The following is a 21,619-nucleotide window of genomic DNA, read 5'->3' on the forward strand; positions in this document are numbered from 1 at the left end:
GCATCGCATGCCGGCCTCGCCGTCGTACCGGGCGGCGGCGAGGCCCACATGTGCCGAACACCTGGCGGGTTTCCGGGCCGGGATCAGAGCAGGCCCGGCGCCCGCCCCGCATCCTGTACGACGGACATGCCATCGTCGGGACCGTGGCCCTGCAGCGTCGCGCCCACCTCCGTCGCCTTCTGCCGCAGCCAGATGTGGCCCGCGTCCTGGGTGTGCACCGGGTGCCACCACATCGCCTCCTGCACCGGCACGGCGTCGAACGGGCAGGGCAGGACCCGCACGGCGGCGGAGCGGACCGCTTTGCGGGCAAGGCGCTCCTGGATCATCGCGATCCGGCGGGTGCCCTCGACCATGTGGGGCAGCAACTGGAAGGTCTGCACGGACACCTCCACCCTGGGGCTGATGCCGAGCATGCTGAGCTGGCGGGCGGCCGGGGCGTCGTAGGGGCGCTGGTAGACGGCCCAGGGCAGGCGGGCCAGTTGGTCGAGGGTGAGTTCGCCGGCGATCTCGGGGTGGTCGTCGGCGACCATGCACAGCCAGCGGTCCTGGTGGAGGTCGACGTAGGGAAAGCCGTCGATGACGCCGTGCGGCATCAGCAGTCCGTCGACGGTGCTCAGCAGGGCGGCGGTGTTCTCCTCGACGGAGGGTGCCGGGTGCTGGAAGGTGAGCCGGATACCGGGTGCCTCCTGGTGCAGGACGCGGGCGAGCGCGGCGCCGAACACGGCCGCGCCGTAGTCGGCGGCGAGCAGGGTGAACTCCCGGGTCTCGGTGGTCGGGTCGAAGTCGGCCTGGCTGGAGAAGACGCGCTCCAGGAGGTCGCACGCGGTGGCGCTGCGGTCCCGCAGGGCCACACCGAGCGGTGTCAGCTCATAGCTGTTGCCCGTGCGGGCGAGCAGTTCGTCGTCGAAGTGGCGGCGCAGCCGGGACAGCGCCGCGCTCATCGCGGGCTGGCTCAGTCCGACGCGCTCGCCGGCCCGGGTGACGTTGCGCTCCTCCAGCAGCGCGCGCAGGGCGAGCACCAGGTTGAGGTCGAGTCGGGACAGGTTCACCGGCCACCGCCTATGCGAATGAGAGCCATCCATGGCATGGATTCGACACATCCACAGGATTGATTTCCGTGATTCGCCGATGGGGCTCACAGTAGACCGCAACCCAGCAGGGAGGAAATCTGATGGCAACGCTCGTGCAACCTGCAGGCCCGTTCGCGCTCGGCACGTTCTCCGCTCCGGACGGGGTGCCGTTCCCCGGTCTCCTGGCCAGGGACCGGGTGCTCGACCTGGGCGGAGCCCTGGACTGGGCACCCTCCGGACTGCGAGCCGTACTGGAACGGTGGGAGGAGACCCTCCCAGTCCTGCACTCCCTGGCGGACGACGACACGCTCAACTGGCGGCCGCTGGACGGCCTGCGTGTGCACGCCCCGCTGGAGCCCCGCCAGATCTTCCAGTCCGGTGCCAACTACCGCCAGCACGTGATCGACCTGGAGGTCGCCCACCGCTCCCCCGACGACCCGCGCACCGTCGAGGAGGCCCGTGCGGAGATCGCCGCGATCATGGACCGCCGGGCCGTCGAGGACCTGCCGTACGTGTTCATCGGCCTGCCCAGCACCATCGCCGGCCCCTACGACGACGTCGTACTCCCTTCCTGGACGAAGAAGCCGGACTGGGAGCTGGAGTTGGCGGCCGTCATCGCCAGGCCCGCCTACCGGGTCTCCGTCGACGAGGCCCTGGAGTACGTCGTCGGCTACACGATCGCCAACGACCTCACCGACCGTGCCACCGTCTTCCGCCGGGACATGCCCGCCATCGGCACCGACTGGCTGCGCTGCAAGAACGCCCCCGGCTTCACCCCGCTCGGGCCCTGGATCGTGCCCGCCGAGTCCATCGCCGACCCGGGTGACCTGCGGGTCACGCTGAAGCTGAACGGCGAGACCATGCAGGACGAGTCGACCAAGGACATGCTCTTCGGCGTCGCGCGGCTGGTGTCGTACATCTCGCAGACCTCCCAGCTCCTGCCCGGCGACCTGGTGCTGACCGGCAGCCCGGCCGGCAACGGCATCCACCACGGACGGCTGCTGCGCGACGGCGACGTCATGGAGGGCTCCATTACTGGGCTGGGCATGCAGCGCACCCGCTGCGTGGAGGAGACGCCATGAGCCTGGACCGCCACGACCCGGAGGGCGCGATCGCCGAGGCCGCCAAGACGTACTCCAACTGGGGGCGCTGGGGTGAGGACGACGTGCTCGGCACGCTGAACTTCCTCGACGAGGCCAAGCGGCGCGAAGGCGCGGCGCTGGTGCGCCGGGGCGTGAGCTTCTCCCTCTCGCAGCGGTTCGACATGAACGGCCCGCAGAAAGGCTGGCGCCGGCGGACCAACCCGGTGCACACCATGCTCGACACCGGCACCGACGCCGCCCTCGGCAACCAGGGCTTCCCACACGGTATCGGCGGCGCGGACGACGTGATCGCGATGCCGCTGCAGTGCTCCACCCAGTGGGACGGCCTCGGGCACATCTTCGACCACGGCAAGGCCTGGAACGGACGCGACGCCGAGAAGGTCGTCACCTCCGCCGGCGACCTGGTCACCGGGATCGAGCACATGGCCCCGTACGTGGCCGGTCGCGGCGTACTGCTGGACGTGGCCCGGGCCATCGGCGACGACGACGGCGACGGCGAACCGGAGCTGCCCGACGGTTTCGCGATCACCGCGGAGCACCTGACCGCGACCGCCGAGGCCCACCGCGTGAGCGTCGGCCGCGGCGACATCGTGCTCGTCCGCACCGGGCGCCTCGCCCGCGCCCGGCGTGACGGCTGGGGCGAATACGCGGGCGGCCCCGCGCCCGGTCTGTCGTTCACCACCGCCGGCTGGCTGCACCGTACCGAGATCGCCGCGATCGCCACCGACACCTGGGGTTTCGAGGTACGGCCGAACGAGTTCGACAACGCCTTCCAGCCGCTGCACCAGATCGTCATCCCCAACATGGGCCTGCTGATCGGCGAGATGTGGGACCTCGACGCCCTCGCCGCAGACTGCGCCGACGACGGCGTGTACGAATTCTGGCTCACCGCCGCTCCCCTCCCCATCACCGGCGCCGTCGGCTCCCCCGTGAACCCGGTCGCCGTCAAGTAGCCGAGCGGCCCGCTCAGCCCTCAGCCGCCGGACGCGTCCCTCCCCGGACAGCGATGGCGCATCCGCTCCGCCCCTCGCACCATCCCTGGCTCGCTTTCCCAGCGGGCGACAGCCCCACCCCCGGCCGCCCGAAGCCGCGCGGCCCAACCCCGGGAGGTATCCCCGACATGGCTGACAGCTTCACCCTCCCCCCGCCTCCGGCTGGGGGCGCCCTCATCGTCCTGGTCATCGGCGGAGGCACCTCCGGAAACGCGCTGACCGTCCTGCTGCGCCGGGCCGGGATCGCCGTCGACCTCGTCGAGGCGAGCCCCGACTGGAAGGCCTCCGCAGGCTCCGGAATCACCCTTCAGGGCAACGCGCTGCGCGTGCTGCGCGAGGTCGGAGTCCTCGAAGGGATCGAGAAGGACGGATACGCCGCCGACGGCCTCGCGGTCCTCGCCCCCGACGGCACCGTGTTGCACGCCCACGAGGAACTCCGCACCGGCGGTGACGACCTGCCCTCTCACATCGGTATGCGGCGCCCCAGGCTCCAGCAGCTCCTCATCGACCAGGTGCGCGCCTCGGGCGCCGATGTCCGCCTGGGCACCACGGCCACCGCCTTCCAGCAGGACGGCGAGGGCGTGGACGTGACCTTCTCGGACGGCACGAGCCGACGGTACGACCTGGTGGTCGGCGCCGACGGGCTGCACTCCGCCACCCGCTCCATGATCGGCATCACCGACGAGCCCCAGCCCACCGGCATGGGTATCTGGCGTGCCCCCGCGCCCCGCCCGGCCGGTGTCCGCCGCACTGAGATGATCTACGGCGGCCGCTGTTTCATCGCCGGGTACTGCCCGACCAGCGAGGACACGGTCTACACGTACCTCGTCGAACCGGCCCGCGACCGGGCCTCGCTGGACCCGGACGCGTACGCCGACGAGATGCGAGCGCTCAGCGAGGGCTACGGCGGCGTTTGGGAGGAGCTCCGCGCCGCGTTCACCGACCCGAAGGCCGTCAACTACACGTGGTTCGACCGGCATCTGGTGGAGGGCCCGTGGCATCGCGGCCGGGTCGTGCTCATCGGGGATGCCGCCCACGCCTGCCCGCCCACCTTCGCCCAGGGCGCCGCGATGTCCCTGGAGGACGCCCAGGTCCTCGCCGACCTGCTGACCGGCCGGGACTCCTGGGACGACCAGCTCCTCACCGACTACCACGCCAGACGGCTGCCCCGTGTACGTATGGTCGTCGACGCCTCCGTCCAGCTCGCCCAGTGGCTGCTCGACGGGGTGCGCGACGCGGACGTGCCCGGGCTGATGCACCGCACCCTGAGCGCGCTGAAGGAACTCCCGTGACCCGGCCCCCGTCGACTCCGACGATCGACGTCCACGCCCACCTGCTGCTCCCGGAGGTCGAGGAGGCCGTCGCCGGTCACACCAGCCTCGCCGAGGCCCGCGATCTCGACGCCCGCCGCAACGGGCCGGCGGCCCTCGCCGTGAACGGTCCCATGGTGGGCGCGCGAGTGCCGAGGCTGACGGACGTGGCCGCGCGTCTGGCGGCCATGGACGCGGTCGGCGTGGACGTGCAGCTGGTGAGCCCCTCGCCGTCCCACTACCACTACTGGGCCGAGCCCCAACTGGCCGGGCTGGTGTGCCGGCTGGCCAACGAGGGCACCGCCGCGCACTGCGCCAAGGCCCCCGACCGGCTGCACGGTCTCGGGCTGATCCCGCTCCAGCACCCCGGCCTCGCGATCGCTCTGCTCGATCACGCCCTGGACGAGGGACTGAAGGGCGTGGAACTCTCCTCGCACGCGCCGGGGCCGGGCGGGACACGGGCGGTGGAACTCTCCGACCCGCGGCTCGCGCCCTTCTGGGCGCGCGCGGAGGAGACCGGCGCCCTGGTCTTCCTGCACCCGTTCGGCTGCACGCTCGACGAGCGCCTGGACCAGTGGTACCTGTCCAACACGGTCGGCCAGCCCACCGAGAACGCCGTCGCCCTCTCCCACCTGATCTTCTCCGGTGTCCTGGACCGCCATCCGGGCCTGAAGCTGATCGCGGCGCACGGCGGCGGCTACCTCCCCACCCACATCGGCCGCTCCGACCACGCCTGGAGGGCCCGCCCCGATGCCCGGGGCTGCGCCCGTGAGCCGAGCGGCTACCTGAAGCAGCTCTACTTCGACTCCCTCGTCCACGACCCGCACGTACTGCGGGAGCTGGTCCGCGCCGCCGGGCCGGACCGGGTCCTGCTCGGCTCCGACTACCCCTTCGACATGGGCACCGAGGACCCGCTGGGCGCGCTGCGCGCCGCGGACCTGCCCGACGCCGACTTCCACGCCGTGCGCGGCGGCAACGCCGCCGCCCTGCTCAACCTCGCCTGAGGAGGAACCCCCATGAGCAACCGCCTGCTCACCCACCTGCGGCACGTCGACCTCGCCGTGCCCGACTACGACAAGCAGCTCGACTTCTACGCCGGTGTCTGGGGCCTGACCAAGGTGACCGAGGACTCCGGCATCTCCTTCCTGGCCGCCGAGGGCAGCCCCGAGCAGTACGTCGTACGGCTGCGCGAGGCCGACGAGAAGCGCCTCGACCTGGTCTCGTACGGGGCGGGCAGCCCGGCCGACGTCGACACCTTGGCCGGGCAACTCCTCTCCCAGGACGTGCAGTTGATCTCCCAGCCGGGGAAGCTCGACACCCCGGGTGGCGGGTACGGCTTCCGCTTCTTCGACGTCGACGGCCGCACCATCGAGGTCTCCGCCGACGTGGAGGCGCGGCAGCACCGCCGCGTCGAGGAGAAGGAGTCGATCCCGGTCCGCCTGTCGCACGTGGTGCTCAACTCCCCGGACCTGAACAGGACCCGCGAGTGGTACGAGCGCCACCTCGGCTTCCGTCTCTCCGACACGCTGGGCTCGCCGCACATGGGCGAGGTCATGCACTTCATGCGGATCAGCAACCAGCACCACTCGATGGCCATCGCCAAGGGCCCGCACACCTCGCTGCACCACGTCTCCTTCGAGATGCGCGGCCTGGATGAGTACATGCGCGGCTCCGGCCGCGTGATGCGGGCCGGGTTCCGCAAGCTCTGGGGCCCGGGCCGGCACATGGCGGGCGACAACACCTTCACGTACTTCCTCGACCCGCACGGCAACACCGTCGAGTACACCACCGAGCTGGAGGAACTGGACGAGGACACCTGGCACCCCCACGTCTACGACTTCTCGGAGCCCGAGGTCACCGACCAGTGGGGCACCGCGAACCCGATGAACGAACTCATCGTCAAGGAGTCGTTCAACGACGTCGACCGCGGCGTGTTCGTCGCCCCGCCGGTCTGACCGTCCGGCGACTTCTGACCGTCCGACCGTCCGACCGGCAAGGTCCCCAAGTCACCGGGGCGCGGCGATCCCCTGTCAGCCCTGACTGCCCGCCGTGCCCCGGGCTCCCCGTGCCCTCCCGCCCCACGCCATCGCCCCATGCCGACAGGACCCTCCCATGCGCTTCGCCACGTACGAGCACCGCGACCAACACCATGTGGCTGTCGTCGACGAGGACGGCACGCTCCGCCCCCTTCCCGGTATCCACTCCCTGACCGGGCTGCTCACCGAGGGGGACGGCCTGCCGCAACTGCTCGACATGGGCACCAGGACGCTCGACGCCCCGGCCGGTCCCCATGTCTCCGAGGTACGTCTGCTGCCGCCGCTCCAGCCGCCCACCGTGCGGGACTTCGTCACCTTCGAGGAGCACGTCGAGGGCGTACGGCGGTCCGTGGACGGGGCGGCCGGTGTGCCGGAGCGGTGGTACGCGGCGCCGACGTTCTACTTCACCAACCCCTACGCGGTGTACGGCCCGCACGACGACATCCCCGTGCCCCCGGGATCGAGCGTTCTCGACTTCGAGCTGGAGGTCGCCGCCGTGATCGGCAGGGAGGGCCGCGACCTCACCCCCGAGCAGGCCCGCGACCACATCGTCGGCTACACCGTCTTCAACGACTGGACGGCCCGCGATCTGCAGTCCGCCGAGATGAGGGTCGGCCTCGGCCCCTGCAAGGGCAAGGACACCGCCACCACGCTGGGTCCCTGCCTGGTCACCGCCGACGAGCTGGAGAAGTACCGGGACGCGGACGGCTTCCTGCGTCTGGCGCTGACGGCGGAGGTCAACGGGGAGGTCGTGGGCAAGGACCTGCTGTCCAACATGAGCTGGACCTTCGAGGAGCTGGTCGCCTACGCCTCGCGAGGTACGGTCGTCCGCCCCGGCGACGTCCTCGGTTCCGGGACCTGCGGCAACGGCGGCTGTCTCGCCGAGCTGTGGGGCGTACGAGGCAGGCAGGACCCGCCGCCGCTGAAGCCCGGCGACACGGTCACGCTCACCGTCGAGGGCATCGGCACGGTCTCCAACACCGTGGTCGCCGGCGCCGCTCCCGTGCCGGTTCCGACCGCCCGGCGCCGCAGCCGGGAGCGGCCGTGACCGACTTGAACCCCAAGCGTCTTCTCGGCAAGGTCGTGGTCGTCACCGGCGCGGCCGGCGGTCAGGGCGCCGCGGAGGCCGAGGCACTGACCCGCGAGGGCGCCCGGGTGATCGCCACCGACGTGACGGAGGCACCGGGCTGCCGCCGCCTCGACGTCACCTGCGAGAAGGACTGGGCGGATCTCGCCGCCGAACTGCGCGAGGCGCACGGGCAGGTGCACGGCCTGGTCAACAACGCGGGCGTCACCTGGCGGGCCCGGATCGACGACGTACGGCCCGAGGACATGGCCCGGGTCCACGCGGTCAACGTCACCGGGCCGCTCCTCGGCATCCAGCACCTGATTCCGCTGATGCCTCCGGGGGCATCGATCGTGAACGTCGGTTCGTCGGCGGCGCTGACCGCGCACTACCCGGTCGCGTACACGGCGAGCAAGTGGGCGCTGCGCGGCCTGTCGAGGACCGCCGCCATGGAGCTGGGGCCTCGTGGTATCCGCGTCAACACCGTCCACCCCGGCTTCATCGAGACCGCGATGACCGCCTCCGCGGCGCCCGCGTTCCGCGATGCGAACCTCCGCGAGACACCGCTCGGCCGCACCGGAACCGTCGACGACATCACCCCGCTCGTCACCTTCCTCCTCTCCGACGACTCCGCCTTCATCACCGGCGCCGAGATCCCCGTCGACGGCGGCCTCACCGCACACGGCGGCGCCAAGTCGATCTCGGACGCCCTGCGTCAGGACACCTGAACAGCAGCAAGCCACGCGTCGGGCGGGCAGGGACCACAGCCCCTGCCCGCCCGACGCCTTTCGCGTGCCGTTACGACAAGGGCATGACCTTGCGGTAGGCAAACACCGCGACCACCGCGACCGCGACGTGCATCAGCAGCAACGCCACGACGCCGGCCACTCCGCCTTCACCGAAGAGCAGGAAGTCGGGCACGAAGGACACCACGACGACGGTCGGCACCAGCCATCGCATCAGCGCTTCGGGGTCCTTCGACACCTTGCGGATGATGGCCCAGCCGATGGCCCCGGCCACCACCCCGACCGTCGTCAGGAAGATGTACGAGCCCGGCATAAGCGGCTGGAAGTCGTCGGGCGCACCCACGGCCAGGGCAAGGAGGGCAAGCACAGCGTCGGCCAGAGAGCCGACCACGATCGCGGCAAGCACACCTCCGGCCACGACGAGCGGCCCACGGCGGGCGGCGACTGCCTCAGAGGTAACGGACATGGCAACTCCAGGGAGGGGACTGCGGGAAGAGTTCCGAAAGGAATGTTTCAACTTCAAAACAAGAGCCTCCCGGAAGATCGTTGAAACTTCAAGACCTATACCTAGAGCGCAACAGTCAACCTCCACTCGCGGCGGAATCCCTCCCCTCGACCTCTGTCGGGACATCCGAACAAACCTGTTGACAGCACCAGGGGTCGGCTCCATAGTTACCAAGCACTAGAGCGCGCTAATGATGCGCTCTAGTCGCGAAAGGCGAGGTGGTCGCACCCATGAGACCGCCGCGGACAACCGACAACGGTCCCGCTGCCTCCCGCGCACCCCTCCCACGGCACACCCACCTCCTGGGCCGGGCGTGCTCCGCTCCGGGTTCCTGAAGTCCTTCGGGCCAGGCCCCTACTTCAGGCCTCTACTTCCCGTATCCACTCCCCGACCGCACAGTGAGGTGCAAGGGACATGCGCAGACACCACCGAACCGCGGCTCTCGCCGCCACCGTCCTCGCCGGCACCCTGCTCGCAGCCGGCTGCTCCAGCAGCTCCGGTGGCAAGGAGTCGGAGGAAGGCGGCGCCGAAGCCGCGGCGGGCAAGGCGAGCACCCCGAAGATGACCGTGGCCATGATCACTCACGCGGCCCCCGGCGACACCTTCTGGGACCTCATCCGCAAGGGCGCGCAGGCCGCCGCCGACAAGGACAACGTCAAGCTCGTCTACTCCAGCAGCCCCAACGCCGCCGACCAGGCCAACCTGGTGCAGAACGCGATCGACCAGAAGGTCGACGGCATCGCCCTCACCGCGGCCAAGCCGGACGCCATGAAGGACGTCGTGGCCAAGGCAAAGACGGCGGGCATCCCGGTCGTCGGCTTCAACTCCGGCCTGGACGACTGGAAAGAGCTCGGCATGCTCGAGTACTTCGGCCAGGACGAGAACATCGCAGGCCAGGCCTTCGGCGAGCGCCTCAACGAGATCGGCGCGAAGAACGCGGTCTGCGTGGTCCAGGAGCAGGGCCACGTCGCCCTGGAAGCACGCTGTGCGGGCTTGAAGAAGGCGTTCGAGGGCAAGACCGAGAATCTCTACGTCAACGGCGCCGACATGCCGTCCGTGAAGTCGACCATCACCGCCAAGCTCAAGCAGGACTCGTCCATCGACGAAGTCGTCACGCTCGGCGCTCCGTTCGCGCTGACCGCCGTCTCGTCCGTGGCCGACGCGGGCAGCAAGGCCAAGGTCGCCACCTTCGACCTCAACAAGGACCTGGTGAACGCCGTCAAGGAGGGCAACGTCCAGTTCGCCGTCGACCAGCAGCCCTACCTGCAGGGTTACCTCGCGGTGGACGGCCTCTGGCTCTACAAGAACAACGGAAACTTCAGCGGCGGCGGTGCCGAACCGGTCCTGACCGGTCCGGCCTTCGTCACCGAGGAGAACGTCGACGCCATCGCCAAGTTCGCCGAGAAGGGCACACGGTAACGACCAGGCGGCCGCGGGCCCTCGCCCCTCACAGAGCCTTCAGGCCGGCCCCTGCTCCGGGGCCGGCCCGCTCGTTCCCCGTACCACCAGTTTCGGGTCCAGGACCGCCTCGCGCGGCTCCAGCTCCCCGTCCTCCAGGCGTTCCACGGCGAACCGGACCGCGTACTCCGCCATCAGGAGCGAGTCCTGGCGGACGGTGGTCAGGCCGATCGGCATCAGGTGGGACAGGTGGCTGTCGTCGTAGCCGACGACGGACAGGTCCCGCGGGACCTCGACGCCGGCCCGTGTCAGAGCCATCAACAGGCCCATCGCGCATCGGTCGTTGCCGGCGAGAACCGCCGTCGGCAGCGGCAGCCCGCGGTCGCGCTCCGCCACCAGCAGGCGGCCGGTCTCGATGCCGGACTCCTCGGTGTGGTCACCGGGGATCACCCGCAGCTCGGAGTCCAGACCGTGACGGCGCATCGCGGCCCGGTACGCACGCCGCCGCTCGGCCGAGCCGGGACCCCGACCGCCGTCGATGTGCACGATCCGGCGGTGCCCCAGCTCCACAAGGTGGTCCATGGCCTGCCGTACGCCCTTGCTCTCGGCGGTGTGCACGCTGTCGACGCGGGTCTGGGGCACCCGGCGTCCGACCGAGACGGCGACCGTACGGTGCCCGAGGGCGTCGAGGTCCGCGGCCACCGTGTCCGGGCCCAGCAGGATCACCGCCTCGCAGCGATGGCTGAGCAGGGCTTCGACGGCTTTCGCCTCGCCCCTCCCCTGGCCGGTGGCGGAGAGCAGCACCTCGTAGCCGAGCCGCTCGGCCTCGGGATAGATGCCCTCGACGAGGTCGGCGTGGAAGGTCTGGTGGACGGTGAACATCACGCCGAGCGTGCGGCTGCGGCCACGGGCCAGCAGGCGGGCCGCGTTGTCGGGGCGGTAGCCGATCTCGTCGGCGACGCGCAGCACGCGCTCGCGGGTCTCCCGGCTCGCCCCCGGCTGGTCACGGAAGATGATCGAGACGAGCGCCCTGGACACGCCCGCCTTCGCGGCGACGTCCACCATCGTGGGCCGCTGCTGCTTGCCCGACGCATTCACCTGTGACCCACCCTTCGACGCACCCACTTTACGGGCGGTCCTGAAATCTCCCGGCAACAAGCTATTGACATGACATTTGGACAGGCGCCATCGTACTCGCACTAGCGCGCGCTAGTAGAGCGCGTCAGTCGACTCTTCCTGCTGGCAACTCCCCGGAGCACCCCACCCGTCCCCTCTTCGAAGGACGTGCACCATGGCAACGACGCCGTCCCCCCTCCGCACCGTCGTGGGCAACCTGTGTCTCGGCTCGGCCCCCGACTCCTGGGGCGTCTGGTTCCCCGAGGACGAGCACCAGGTCCCGTACACCCGCTTCCTCGACGAGCTGGCCGCGGCCGGTTACGAGTGGCTGGAGCTGGGCCCGTACGGCTACCTCCCCACCGAACCAGCCGTACTGGCCGAGGAGTTGGCCGTACGCGGCCTGAAGGTCTCCGGCGGCACCGCGTTCGGCGCGCTGCACCGTCCGGAGGCCTGGGACGACATGCTCGCCCATGTCCGGCAGGTGGCCGCGCTGACCGCCGCCACGGGTGCCCACCACCTCGTCTTCATCCCGCCGATGTACCGGGACGAGAAGACCGGCGGCTTCACCGAGTCGCCCGAGCTGACCGCCGAGCAGTGGGCGGGCTTCGGCCGGGCCGCCGACCGGCTCGGGAAGCTGCTCCTCGACGAGTACGACGTACGCCTCGTCATCCACCCGCACGCGGACAGCCACATCCAGACGCAGCCGGAGATCGAGCGGCTGCTGAACGAGTCCGACTCCCGCTACACGAACCTCTGCCTGGACACCGGGCACGTGGCCTACGGCGGCGGGGACAACCTCGACCTGATCCGGCGGTTCGGGGAGCGCGTCGGCTACGTCCACATCAAGCAGATGGACCCGGAGATCCTCGTCCAGGTGGCCACCGAGAAGCTCTCCTTCGGCGAGGCCGTCAAGCGCGGTGTGTGCGTGTCGCCTCCGGCGGGTGTGCCGAAGCCGGACGACGTGGTCGCCGAACTCGCGCGGCTGGACGCCGAGTTGTTCGTCATCGTCGAGCAGGACCTGTACCCGTGCGCTCCCGAGGTGCCGCTGCCCATCGCGGTCAGCACGCGGAACTACCTGGCCGACTGCGGCTTGGCCGGTACCCGGCGCCCCGTCCTCGACGACAACCAGGGGTGACCATGGACATCAGCAAGGACACGCCCCAGACCCCTGCTCCCGCCACCGCCGTCCCGGACGACGCCTCGCCCACGGTCAAGCGGCGGCTGCGGGTCATCACGCTCATCGCCACCTTCGGCGGACTGCTCTTCGGTTACGACACCGGCGTCATCAACGGCGCCCTGCCGTACATGACCGAGGACCTCGGCCTGACCCCGTTCACCGAGGGCATGGTCACCAGCTCGCTGCTCCTCGGTGCCGCGCTCGGTGCCGTCACCGGCGGCCGCCTTTCGGACGGGCGCGGTCGGCGCCGCACCATCCTTGTTCTCGCCGTGGTGTTCTTCGTCGGCGCGCTCGGCTGCACGCTCGCGCCGAACACGGCGGTCATGGTCGTGGCCCGCTTCGTGCTCGGCCTCGCGGTCGGTGGCGCGTCGGTGACCGTGCCGGTCTATCTCGCGGAGGTGTCGCCCGCCGAGCGGCGCGGCGCGCTGGTCACCCGTAACGAACTCATGATCGTCAGTGGGCAGTTGCTCGCCTTCACCTCAAACGCGATCATCGCGCGGGTCGGCGGCGAGTCCGGTGGCGTCTGGCGCTGGATGCTCGTCATCGCGACCATCCCCGCCGTCGTGCTGTGGTTCGGCATGCTGGTGATGCCGGAGAGCCCGCGCTGGCTGGCCTCCCAGAGCCGCTTCGGCGAGGCCCTTGAGGTCCTCAAGCATGTGCGCTCCCAGCAGCGGGCCGAGGCCGAGCTCGCGGAGGTGTCCTCGCTGGCCGTGAAGGACGAGGAGCAGAAGCTCGGCGGCTGGCAGGACATGAAGAGCACGCCGTGGGTGCGCAAGCTGATGTTCGTCGGCTTCGGTATCGCGATCGTGCAGCAGATCACCGGCGTGAACACGATCATGTACTACGGCACTCAGATCCTCACCGACGCCGGCTTCGCCGCGGACAGCGCGCTCACGGCGAACATCGCCAACGGCGTGATCTCGGTGCTGGCGACCTTCGTCGGCATCTGGCTGCTGGGCCGGGTGGCGCGCCGCCCGATGCTGATGGCCGGTCAGATGGGTACGACCGCGGCGCTGTTGCTGATCGGCGTGTTCTCCCTGGCGCTGCCCTCCGGTGACGGCCGGGCGTACGCCGTGCTCGCCATGACCGTCACCTTCCTGGCCTTCCAGCAAGGTGCGATCTCACCGGTGACCTGGCTGATGCTGTCGGAGATCTTCCCGATGCGGATGCGTGGTTTCGGGATGGGTGTCGCGGCCGTGGTGCTGTGGCTGACCAACTTCGTGATCGGTCTCGTCTTCCCGTCGCTGGTCGACGGGATCGGGATCTCCAACACCTTCTTCCTCTTCGTGCTGGCGGGTCTGTTCTCGCTCGCCTTCGTCAAGCGCTACGTCCCCGAGACAAAGGGCCGCACGCTCGAGACGCTGGAGGCGGAACTCAAGGCCCGCTTCTCCTGACCTCCTCCCCCGTGGGCCGGTAATGGACCTCCCGGCTCCGCAAGCCCTTCGAAGGGATACGGCCATGACCGTACGTGTAGGTGTCATCGGCACCGGAATGATCGGCCAGGACCACATCCGGCGCCTCACCGAGGTGGTCACCGGGGCCACCGTCACCGCGGTGACCGACCTGGACGCCGCCCGCGCCGCCGAGGTCGCCGCCACCGTCGGCGCCGCCGTGCTGCCGGACGGCGCCGAGCTGGTCAACTCCCCCGACGTGGACGCCGTCCTGGTCACCTCCTGGGGCCCCACCCACGCCGAGCACGTGCTGAACGCCATCGCGGCCGGCAAGCCCGTGTTCTGCGAGAAGCCCCTGGCGACGACCGCCGAGGACTGTCTACGCATCGTCGAGGCCGAGCGCGCGCATGGCAGCCGCCTGGTCCAGGTCGGCTTCATGCGCCGCTTCGACCCCGGCTACCGCCAGATGAAGGAGGTCCTCGCCGCCGGTACTCTCGGCGCCCCGCTGATGGTGCACTGCGCGCACCGCAACCCGACGGTGCCGGACGCGTACCACTCCGCGATGGCGGCGCAGGACACGGCGGTCCACGAGATCGACGTACTGCGCTGGCTGCTCGACGACGAGATCGTCTCCGCCCAGGTGGTCACGCCGCGCGCCACGAGCAAGCGGTTCGCGCACCTGAAGGACCCGCAGATCATGATCTTCGAGACCGTCAGCGGGGTGCGTATCGACCTCGAGGTCTTCGTCAACTGCCAGTACGGCTACGACATCCAGTGCGAGGTCGTCGGCGAGGACGGCCTGGTCCGGCTGCCCGACCCGGCCGCCGTGAACGTCCGCACCGCGGCGGCCGGGCACGCCACAGCTGTCATGCAGGACTGGAAGGTCCGCTTCGCCGAGGCCTTCGACACCGAGTTCCGCGAGTGGATCGCCTCGGTCGCGACGGGCGCGGAGCCCACCGGCCCGTCCGCCTGGGACGGCTACGCCGCCACCGTCATCACCGACGCCGCCGTCCACTCCCTGGAGTCCGACGGAACCGTCGTCTCCGCCGACATGAAGCCCCGCCCCGCGTTCTACGGAGGTGCCGCGTGAAAATCGCCCTCGACCCCTATATGTTCCGCGCCCTGCCGCTCGACGACATGGTGCGCACGGTCGCCGAACTCGGCTACGAGTACATCGAGTTGTCCCCGCGCGACGACTTCATGCCGTTCTTCCTGCACCCGCGGGCGGACGACGAGCGCGTCGCCTCGTTCAAGAAGTCCCTGCGCACGCACGGCGTCCAGCTGTCCTCGGTGCTGCCGCTCTACAAGTGGTCCTCGCCCGACGAGACCGAGCGGCAGACCGCCGTACGCTACTGGAAGCGGATGATCGAGATCACCGCGGACCTCGGATGTCCGCTGATGAACTCGGAGTTCAACGGCCGCCCGGAGCGCGCCGCCGAGAGCGAGTCCGCCTTCTGGCGCTCGCTGGAGGAACTGCTGCCGGTGTTCGAGCGCGAAGGCATCGCTCTGAATCTGGAGGCCCACCCGGACGACTTCTGCGAGGAGAACACCCCCGCGGTCGACCTGGTCCGCGCGATCAACAAGCCCTGGGTGAACTACCTTTACTGCACCCCGCACACCTTCCACCTGTCCGGCGCCTCGGAGGTCGGCGCGGACATCGCGAAGATGATGCGCTACGCCGGCGACAAGCTGCAGCATGTGCACATCGCGGACTCCTTCAACCACAAGGGCTCCAGCGGTCTGCGCTACATCCTCAACCCTCCGGGCACCCCGGCCCGTATCCACCAGCACCTGGACATCGGCCAGGGCGAGGTCGACTGGGACACCTTCTTCGGCACCCTGCGCGAGCTGAACTTCGACGGCGTCGCCACGTCCTGCGTCTTCGCCTGGGAGGAACGGGCCCGCGATTCCTCGGCGTTCATGCTGGACCGCATCACCAAGGAACTCGCCACCTGAGAGCGGACGGCGGCAACCAGCCTCCGCCTTCCGGCAGAGCGCTCCGCGTGCCTCGTAAACCGTGGTACGCGTCGTACGCGGAGCGCTCTCGCGGATGTCGTCCGGCCCGGGAGACCATCCGGTCCCGCCGTGGATCAGAGGTCGAGGACCAGGCGGTCGCTCTTGGCCCGGGAGACGCAGATCATCATGGTGTCGCCTGCCGCGCGCTCCTGGTCGTTCAGGACCGAGTCGCGGTGGTCGATCTCCCCGGACAACACCGTCGTCTCGCAGGTTCCGCAGATTCCCTCCTCGCACGACGTCATCACCGACACACCGACATCTGCGACGGCCTCAAGAACGGACGTGTCCTCAGAGACCAGCAGCGTCTTGCCGGTCTGGGCGAGCTCTACCTCGAAGGTGCTGTGTGGCCCGGCAGTGACGTCCTTCTTCGGGGCGAAGCGCTCCACGTGCAGGGCCCCACTCGGCCACTTCTCGCAGCCGGATTCGACCGCCGCGAGCAGCGGCTCCGGGCCGCAGGAATAGACGGCTGTCCGCCGTTGCGGTTTGCCCAGCAGCGAAGGCAGGTCCAGCAGCCCGTATTCGTCCTGCGGCCGCAGCATCACCCGCTCTCCGTAGGCCCGCTGCAGATCATCGCGGAACGCCATCGACGCTCGGGTGCGCCCCCCGTAGACGAGGCGCCAGTCGGCGCCGCGCGCGTGGACGGCCGCCAGCATGGGCAGCATCGGGGTGATTCCGATCCCGCCTGCGATGAACAGGTAGCGCTTGGTCTTCTCGAGCGGAAAGTTGTTGCGGGGCCCGCGAATGCGTACCGACTCACCTTCGGAGAGCACGTCGTGCACGTAGCTCGACCCGCCCCGGCTTTCCGGTTCACGCAGCACCGCGACCTGAAGACGGGACCGGTCCCCCGGGTCCCCGCACAGCGAATACTGCCTGACCAGATCCGCTCGCAGCATCAGATCGATGTGTGCTCCCGGCTCCCATTCCGGCAGCGGCCGGCCTTCCGCGTCGCGCAACGTCAGCAGCACAACACCTTCGGCCACCGTCTCCTTGCGTTCCAGTACGAGGTCGCGCTCGACCTCGGTGCGGAGGGTGCTCATGATCGGCCTTCCATTTCGTGGCGATAATTCAGGCGATAGTTCGGGCGATAATTCATCGGTCCATTTCTTCCGGACCGATCAGGACGGGAAGCAACGGCCGAAGGCCAGCAACAGCCGCGGCGAGCCCTGCATCTTGATGCGGCGACGCAGCAACGCCCACGGCAGCACTGCCCGTTTGGTGAGGAAACGCAGCCAGGTGCCCGCGTCGGCGGTGATTTTGAGATCCGGCTCGCCGTGATGCCCGTCGGCGATATCGAGTTCGCGGTCGCGGATGGTCACGGTGATCTGCCGGGACTCGGCGCCGGTGAAGGTGAAATGATAGGTTGCGGACATTTCCGCGGCCTGCTCTCGCTGAAAGATCAGCGGCATGCCTTCCACCAAACCCTCGATGCTGTTCGCCCGCAGGCTCTGTCCTACTCGCTTCGTGCGTTTGTGTGGGAATTTACTGGCCACGTGCTGCTCGGCGTCGGAGTCCGAGAGGACGTAGACGGTCTCTTCCTTGTTCATCAGTGGGCGGACGACCGTGTCCAGGTGTGACTTGCGACTGTCCAACCAGGGGCCGATGACGTCCTCGCCGGCCGGGCAGACCGACATGCAGTAGGCAGCCTTGTAGTTGGCGCCGAAGGAGAGGCTTTGCCACATGGACGCGCTCTCGGCGTCGCTCACCCGTGAGCGGTAGTCGTCGGCGTTGCGGCTCTCAGCGACCTGTTCGGCCCAGTCGCCGAAGCCACCCATGAACTCGCGGTAGTTGTGCGTGTAGCAGGCGGAGAAGTTGAAGTGCCCGTCGGAGGCGATCGCCCCGGTCGGGCAGGCGGTCACGCACAGCTTGCATTCAAGGCAAGGGTTGAACTCGATAGGCTGGGAGGAGTCGCTTGTCTCAGCGTCGATCAGAATGGTGCCCAACAGGATGAAGTTGCCGAATTTCGGGTGGATGACGTTGCGGTGAATTCCCATCTTGCCGAGCCCGGCCGCCACGGCGACCGGCTTGTGCGAGACGACCCACGCTTTCCTGGGAAATTTGTCCATCTCCATCGGAAAACCCATCGCGGGATTGATGGCGCGCACACCCATCGCCTCCAGCTCGGCCACCACTTGCCGGCCTACCTCGTTGGTGTGGTCGCCACTGTGATGGAATTCCAGGTTGGCCACCGAACGCGCCGGAGTGCGGATGTTCTCCCGGTTCATTCGGACCACGAAGCTGATCAACGTTCGGACACCCGGCAGCGCGGCGCCCAGGTCCGCTCGCTGGTCGGCGACTTCCGGCCGGTCGATCTCGACGAAACCGACGTCGTCCGCGCCCGCGTCGAGACACAGCTGCCGCAGCCATGCCGCATCCAGCGGCTCGGCGGGCCGGGCGGAGCCGCGCTCGCGCCGCTGGCGGACCTGGACGACGGTGGGATGGTCGTCGAGCTTGTTCTGTTTGGCCATCGGGCGTCACCTCACGGGAGCGGGAAGAGTGAGTTTCATGAAGCAACTCGCACTCTAGTCGCAGGGGTTTCGTGAAGCAACTATCGAGGTTGTGGGTGCGATGCCGCGGGGCTGACAGGGCCTGGGCGCCAGCGGTGTCGCCCTGGACAGAGCAATGCCTCCCCTACGGCAGCACAAGCTGTCGTACGACGTTGGCGCAGTGCTGCTCGGAGCGCCGGCGGCTGCGATCCTTTTGATCATTCACAGCTGACGCATCTGCTTCCGGGCCCAGTGGCCTGCGCCGCGCTCGGGCAGCCCTACGGACTCGGGGGCGATGCGGGCGCGGCACTGGCGTCGGATCGCGGATCGGATTCCACCGCAGCGCCTGTGTCAGGCCGGGGAGTCGGTAAGCGCCGGGCCAGGAAGCAGGAGAACGGCGTCCGGCCCCACCACTTGTCCGCATCCGGTGCACACGAGCCGTTCCCGAACGTTGCCCCCGCATCCCGCATGGCTGGTGATCCGTGGCGGGCCGGCTGGGTCCTCGGCGTGCTCATCGCCCCAGTGCATCAAGGCAAGCACGGCGGTGAGCAAGTCCTTGGCCTTGCCCGTCGGCCGGTACTCGTAGCGGGCGGGCCGCTCCTGGTAACAGACCCGCTCAAGCAACCCCTCGTCGACCAGCTTGGTGAGGCGGTTGGTAAGCACGTTGCGGGCGATACCGAGGCTGTCTTGAAATTCCTCGAACCGGCGCAGGCCAAGCTGCGCATCGCGAATGATCAGCAAAGTCCAGCGCTCGCCGACAACCTCAAGGGTCCTGGCTATGGAGCACAGCTGATTTTCGTAGGTCCGGCCCAACATGCTTTCAATCTAGCACGTTGCGCCATGCAACTGACGGCCTCAGAGGTCGGGCGCCGGGCAGTCCCCGGCCAGTGCTCACCCCAAGCTTTCCTCCTCCGGCGCGGCCAAGGGCTGAACACCCCCGCAGCTTCCTGACTCGGCGCCCTCCACCCGCTCGCTCTACGCAGAGGTTGTCGCTCACGTCTGCCGCCGACCGCCCACGCCCCTGCTCGATCGCGAACGCTCTCACTGTCAACGGAACGAGAGGACCACCTTGCGCCCCGGGGCTGCGCGAAAAGGGGCGCGTCAGCGCATGGCCGCCGCATCGAGCAGGAGAGCCACAGTGGGTGCGATGAGCCCGGTCAGCTTGTCGGCCCCGATCCCCGCACGGGCGCTGGCGCCATCGAAGACCAGGCTGAGCTGCCGGGCCAGCAGGTCGGGATCGCTCGCCCCGCCCTGTTCGGCCTCGGCACGGAAAAACGCCGTCAGGCCCCCCTTGACCCGGTGCGCCACCCGGCTCGCGGGGTGGGTCTGATCCTTGAGCTCGATCTGCACAGCCAGGTACTGACAGCCGCGGAACTCGGGCGCACCCGCCAGCGACTCCAGCTGCTCGAAGACGTGCAGGATCCGCTCGCGGGGTGAACGGCCATCGTCCGCCGCCGGCAGGAGCCCCGCCACGAAGTCAGCGGCGCCCTTGTCCAGGCTCGCCGCCAGCAGCTCGTCCTTGCTCTCGAACAGCTGGTACATGGAGCGCTTCGACACCCCCGCCGCCTTGCACAACGCCTCGACGCCGATACTGACGCCCTCGCGGTAGGCGAGTGTGGCCGCCGCCTCCAGCAGCCGCTCTCGGGAGGTCGGCTTCGCCTGTGTGGTCATACTGTGAGGCTAACTCGGTTTTCTCGAAATTGAAACCGATCGGTTTACCAGGTGCGGCGACGTCTCCGCTACACCGCCACGGCAGTCTCCTCGGGCTTCTTCTCGGCCGGGACGCGGTGCAGCCCCTTGCGGTCGTACCAACCGGTCATGCCGAAGCCGAACAGCGCGGCCACCACGAGGCCGACGGCCATCATCACCCAGCCCCGGGTCAGACCCGCGTCGCCCTGGGCGTCGTAGTAGAGGATCGAACGGATACCACCCGTGATCTGCCGCAGCGGCTCGAACTCCGCGAGGAAGCGGTAGAAGCTGGGCAACGCCTCGATGGGGGTGGTGGCACCGGCCGTCGGCACCGCCATCCCGATGAAGACCAGCGTGACCACCAGCATGCCGGGCGTGCCGAAGACGGCGAGGAGGGAGAGCGCACCGATCCCGGAAACTGCGATGGCGCACACCGAGAACAGCCACAGCAGCGGCAGATGGACGGCGTCCATGCCCATGACGCCGACCGCGCCCGCCATGACCAGGGTTCCCATCAACAGGGACAGGCCCACCATGAGGGTGCTGCTGATGGCGAGGGTCTGCACCCGGGTCGCCCGGATGAGTGGACGGTGCAGGCGCAGCGGGCCCATGTCGTTGTGGGTGTAGCCGAGGGCGTGGTCCACCTGGCCGCTGATGACATTGGCGGAGAGCATGCCGCAGACCACCAGGACGAGCGCGTAGTAGAACGCCGTCAGACCCAGACCGCTGTGCGAGTCGAGTGGATGCCCGTCCTTGACCGTGACGGCGGCCGGGTCGGCGAGCAGGACGCGCGCCGCGGCGGGCAGCTTCGCCTGCCCGGCCCCGTTCTGCGCGGTCAGCTCCTTGCCCACCTGGAGCGAGGCACTCTCGGCCGCCTGCGTCGTCGCCGCCCGAGCCAGGCTGGAGCCCACGCTGCCGGCGGACTGGTTGGTCAGCACCGTCAGCGTCGGGCGGGCCGGGGTCCCGGTGGCCGAGGTGTCGGCCAGTGCGGTGACAGAGGAGGTGAAGTCGTCGGGCACGACGAGCGCGCCGAACAACTTGCCCTCGCCGAGCTCGTCCTTCATCTCCTTCTCGTCCATCACCTTCCAGTCGATCTTGCCCCCGTTCACGGTGGACTTCTTGATCGACTCGGTGATCTGCCCGCCCAGGTTGACCTGCTTGCCACCGGCGTCAGCCCCCTTGTCGGCGTTGACCAGACCTACGGGCAGCTTCTCCATGTGATCGACCGGGTCGATGCTGGCGCCGACATAGAACACGGTGAACAACAGCGCCAGGACACCCGTGATGACACCGTTGGCGATCCACAGCGGTTTCGCGCGCAGAACGCGGAAGGGATGAATTTCCTGCATGGCCTACTCCGATCTCGACAACACGACTGCGCCAGGAGAAGACCGGACGGCACCGTTGCGGGCCGAGCTCCTCGGTACGTTCAGCCCTCGGCGCGGGCGCGCCTCGGAAGAGCGGCAGACCTCTTGACTCGGCGCCACCCCTCCGACGAGCACATCGCCACCAAGCCCCGAA

General features: G+C 69.2%; 20 protein-coding genes. 12 read left to right on the forward strand and 8 right to left on the reverse strand.

Annotated elements, in window-relative coordinates; all coding sequences use genetic code 11:
* Positions 1 to 83: 83 nt before the first annotated feature.
* Positions 84 to 1,049 (reverse strand): LysR family transcriptional regulator, encoded by a 966-nt coding sequence (locus IEZ21_RS25925; RefSeq protein ID WP_189324287.1) that lies wholly within the window; start codon positions 1,047 to 1,049, stop codon positions 84 to 86.
* Between the two features lie 122 nt (positions 1,050 to 1,171).
* Here IEZ21_RS25925 and IEZ21_RS25930 point away from each other — a divergent pair, with 122 nt between their 5' ends.
* The 7 genes from IEZ21_RS25930 (at position 1,172) to IEZ21_RS25960 (ending at position 8,305) form a co-directional block, all read left to right on the forward strand.
* The gene (locus IEZ21_RS25930) at positions 1,172 to 2,152 is read left to right on the forward strand and encodes a fumarylacetoacetate hydrolase family protein (protein WP_189324288.1); all 981 of its coding nucleotides are present in this window, start codon (positions 1,172 to 1,174) and stop codon (positions 2,150 to 2,152) included.
* On the forward strand, positions 2,149 to 3,126 hold the full coding sequence (locus IEZ21_RS25935; protein ID WP_189324289.1) for a cyclase family protein: 978 nt from the start codon (positions 2,149 to 2,151) through the stop codon (positions 3,124 to 3,126). Before IEZ21_RS25930 ends, IEZ21_RS25935 begins: the two co-directional genes overlap by 4 nt.
* 167 nt (positions 3,127 to 3,293) lie before the next feature.
* Positions 3,294 to 4,457 carry an FAD-dependent oxidoreductase gene (locus IEZ21_RS25940; RefSeq protein WP_189324290.1) on the forward strand — a complete coding sequence of 388 codons (1,164 nt, stop codon included), beginning with the start codon at positions 3,294 to 3,296 and terminating at the stop codon, positions 4,455 to 4,457.
* Complete coding sequence (locus IEZ21_RS25945) at positions 4,454 to 5,479, forward strand: amidohydrolase family protein (protein ID WP_189324291.1); 1,026 nt, start codon at positions 4,454 to 4,456, stop codon at positions 5,477 to 5,479. The genes IEZ21_RS25940 and IEZ21_RS25945 overlap by 4 nt, the downstream gene beginning before the upstream one ends.
* Before the next feature lie 12 nt (positions 5,480 to 5,491).
* Complete coding sequence (locus tag IEZ21_RS25950) at positions 5,492 to 6,430, forward strand: VOC family protein (protein WP_189324292.1); 939 nt, start codon at positions 5,492 to 5,494, stop codon at positions 6,428 to 6,430.
* A 157-nt stretch (positions 6,431 to 6,587) separates the two neighbouring features.
* Positions 6,588 to 7,559, forward strand: a complete 972-nt coding sequence (locus IEZ21_RS25955) for a fumarylacetoacetate hydrolase family protein (protein ID WP_189324293.1) — start codon at positions 6,588 to 6,590, stop codon at positions 7,557 to 7,559.
* Positions 7,556 to 8,305: an SDR family NAD(P)-dependent oxidoreductase gene (locus IEZ21_RS25960; protein ID WP_189324294.1), complete on the forward strand. Its 750-nt coding sequence runs from the start codon at positions 7,556 to 7,558 to the stop codon at positions 8,303 to 8,305. The genes IEZ21_RS25955 and IEZ21_RS25960 overlap by 4 nt, the downstream gene beginning before the upstream one ends.
* Positions 8,306 to 8,375: 70 nt before the next feature.
* On the opposite strand, the gene IEZ21_RS25965 is transcribed toward IEZ21_RS25960, so the two are convergent.
* Complete coding sequence (locus tag IEZ21_RS25965) at positions 8,376 to 8,789, reverse strand: DUF6069 family protein (RefSeq protein WP_189324295.1); 414 nt, start codon at positions 8,787 to 8,789, stop codon at positions 8,376 to 8,378.
* 453 nt (positions 8,790 to 9,242) lie between these two features.
* Here IEZ21_RS25965 and IEZ21_RS25970 point away from each other — a divergent pair, with 453 nt between their 5' ends.
* Positions 9,243 to 10,247, forward strand: coding sequence for a sugar ABC transporter substrate-binding protein (locus IEZ21_RS25970; RefSeq protein ID WP_189324296.1), 1,005 nt, complete (start codon positions 9,243 to 9,245; stop codon positions 10,245 to 10,247).
* A gap of 39 nt (positions 10,248 to 10,286) precedes the next feature.
* On the opposite strand, the gene IEZ21_RS25975 is transcribed toward IEZ21_RS25970, so the two are convergent.
* Positions 10,287 to 11,291: a LacI family DNA-binding transcriptional regulator gene (locus IEZ21_RS25975; protein ID WP_189324380.1), complete on the reverse strand. Its 1,005-nt coding sequence runs from the start codon at positions 11,289 to 11,291 to the stop codon at positions 10,287 to 10,289.
* A 226-nt stretch (positions 11,292 to 11,517) separates the two neighbouring features.
* On the opposite strand from IEZ21_RS25975, the gene IEZ21_RS25980 reads away from it, so the two are divergent.
* The 4 genes from IEZ21_RS25980 to IEZ21_RS25995 all read left to right on the forward strand — a co-directional run bounded on the left by IEZ21_RS25980 (position 11,518) and on the right by IEZ21_RS25995 (position 15,866).
* Positions 11,518 to 12,477 (forward strand): TIM barrel protein, encoded by a 960-nt coding sequence (locus IEZ21_RS25980; RefSeq protein WP_189324297.1) that lies wholly within the window; start codon positions 11,518 to 11,520, stop codon positions 12,475 to 12,477.
* Between the two features lie 2 nt (positions 12,478 to 12,479).
* Positions 12,480 to 13,913 carry a sugar porter family MFS transporter gene (locus IEZ21_RS25985; RefSeq protein WP_189324298.1) on the forward strand — a complete coding sequence of 478 codons (1,434 nt, stop codon included), beginning with the start codon at positions 12,480 to 12,482 and terminating at the stop codon, positions 13,911 to 13,913.
* Positions 13,914 to 13,977: 64 nt separating this feature from the next.
* Positions 13,978 to 15,000, forward strand: coding sequence for a Gfo/Idh/MocA family protein (locus IEZ21_RS25990; RefSeq protein WP_189324299.1), 1,023 nt, complete (start codon positions 13,978 to 13,980; stop codon positions 14,998 to 15,000).
* The gene (locus IEZ21_RS25995; protein WP_189324300.1) at positions 14,997 to 15,866 is read left to right on the forward strand and encodes a sugar phosphate isomerase/epimerase family protein; all 870 of its coding nucleotides are present in this window, start codon (positions 14,997 to 14,999) and stop codon (positions 15,864 to 15,866) included. Before IEZ21_RS25990 ends, IEZ21_RS25995 begins: the two co-directional genes overlap by 4 nt.
* Before the next feature lie 134 nt (positions 15,867 to 16,000).
* Here the strand turns inward: IEZ21_RS25995 and IEZ21_RS26000 are convergent, their stop codons facing one another.
* The 5 genes from IEZ21_RS26000 to IEZ21_RS26020 form a co-directional block, all read right to left on the reverse strand.
* Positions 16,001 to 16,963, reverse strand: coding sequence for a PDR/VanB family oxidoreductase (locus IEZ21_RS26000; RefSeq protein WP_189324301.1), 963 nt, complete (start codon positions 16,961 to 16,963; stop codon positions 16,001 to 16,003).
* Between the two features lie 78 nt (positions 16,964 to 17,041).
* Positions 17,042 to 18,391: an SCP2 sterol-binding domain-containing protein gene (locus tag IEZ21_RS26005; RefSeq protein WP_189324302.1), complete on the reverse strand. Its 1,350-nt coding sequence runs from the start codon at positions 18,389 to 18,391 to the stop codon at positions 17,042 to 17,044.
* A gap of 369 nt (positions 18,392 to 18,760) precedes the next feature.
* A complete protein-coding gene (locus IEZ21_RS26010; protein ID WP_189324303.1) occupies positions 18,761 to 19,225 on the reverse strand; it encodes a winged helix-turn-helix transcriptional regulator in 465 nt (154 codons plus the stop codon).
* Positions 19,226 to 19,510: 285 nt separating this feature from the next.
* Positions 19,511 to 20,080, reverse strand: coding sequence for a TetR/AcrR family transcriptional regulator (locus IEZ21_RS26015; protein WP_189324304.1), 570 nt, complete (start codon positions 20,078 to 20,080; stop codon positions 19,511 to 19,513).
* Between the two features lie 68 nt (positions 20,081 to 20,148).
* Positions 20,149 to 21,447 carry an SNG1 family protein gene (locus IEZ21_RS26020; protein WP_189324305.1) on the reverse strand — a complete coding sequence of 433 codons (1,299 nt, stop codon included), beginning with the start codon at positions 21,445 to 21,447 and terminating at the stop codon, positions 20,149 to 20,151.
* Positions 21,448 to 21,619: the final 172 nt, after the last annotated feature.

The organism is Streptomyces flaveus (genome assembly GCF_014647675.1).
Taxonomy (GTDB): Bacteria; Actinomycetota; Actinomycetes; order Streptomycetales; family Streptomycetaceae; genus Streptomyces; species Streptomyces flaveus.

Excerpts from the sequence above, each read along its gene's own strand:
- IEZ21_RS26010 (WP_189324303.1), bottom strand. The coding sequence starts at position 19,225 with ATGTTGGGCCGGACCTACGAAAATCAGCTGTGCTCCATAGCCAGGACC.
- IEZ21_RS25930 (WP_189324288.1), top strand. The coding sequence starts at position 1,172 with ATGGCAACGCTCGTGCAACCTGCAGGCCCGTTCGCGCTCGGCACGTTC.
- IEZ21_RS25955 (WP_189324293.1), top strand. The coding sequence starts at position 6,588 with ATGCGCTTCGCCACGTACGAGCACCGCGACCAACACCATGTGGCTGTC.
- IEZ21_RS25985 (WP_189324298.1), top strand. The coding sequence starts at position 12,480 with ATGGACATCAGCAAGGACACGCCCCAGACCCCTGCTCCCGCCACCGCC.
- IEZ21_RS25950 (WP_189324292.1), top strand. The coding sequence starts at position 5,492 with ATGAGCAACCGCCTGCTCACCCACCTGCGGCACGTCGACCTCGCCGTG.
- IEZ21_RS26000 (WP_189324301.1), bottom strand. The coding sequence starts at position 16,963 with ATGAGCACCCTCCGCACCGAGGTCGAGCGCGACCTCGTACTGGAACGC.
- IEZ21_RS25970 (WP_189324296.1), top strand. The coding sequence starts at position 9,243 with ATGCGCAGACACCACCGAACCGCGGCTCTCGCCGCCACCGTCCTCGCC.
- IEZ21_RS26020 (WP_189324305.1), bottom strand. The coding sequence starts at position 21,447 with ATGCAGGAAATTCATCCCTTCCGCGTTCTGCGCGCGAAACCGCTGTGG.
- IEZ21_RS25990 (WP_189324299.1), top strand. The coding sequence starts at position 13,978 with ATGACCGTACGTGTAGGTGTCATCGGCACCGGAATGATCGGCCAGGAC.
- IEZ21_RS25980 (WP_189324297.1), top strand. The coding sequence starts at position 11,518 with ATGGCAACGACGCCGTCCCCCCTCCGCACCGTCGTGGGCAACCTGTGT.
- IEZ21_RS25965 (WP_189324295.1), bottom strand. The coding sequence starts at position 8,789 with ATGTCCGTTACCTCTGAGGCAGTCGCCGCCCGCCGTGGGCCGCTCGTC.
- IEZ21_RS25935 (WP_189324289.1), top strand. The coding sequence starts at position 2,149 with ATGAGCCTGGACCGCCACGACCCGGAGGGCGCGATCGCCGAGGCCGCC.
- IEZ21_RS26015 (WP_189324304.1), bottom strand. The coding sequence starts at position 20,080 with ATGACCACACAGGCGAAGCCGACCTCCCGAGAGCGGCTGCTGGAGGCG.
- IEZ21_RS25975 (WP_189324380.1), bottom strand. The coding sequence starts at position 11,291 with ATGGTGGACGTCGCCGCGAAGGCGGGCGTGTCCAGGGCGCTCGTCTCG.
- IEZ21_RS25940 (WP_189324290.1), top strand. The coding sequence starts at position 3,294 with ATGGCTGACAGCTTCACCCTCCCCCCGCCTCCGGCTGGGGGCGCCCTC.
- IEZ21_RS26005 (WP_189324302.1), bottom strand. The coding sequence starts at position 18,391 with ATGGCCAAACAGAACAAGCTCGACGACCATCCCACCGTCGTCCAGGTC.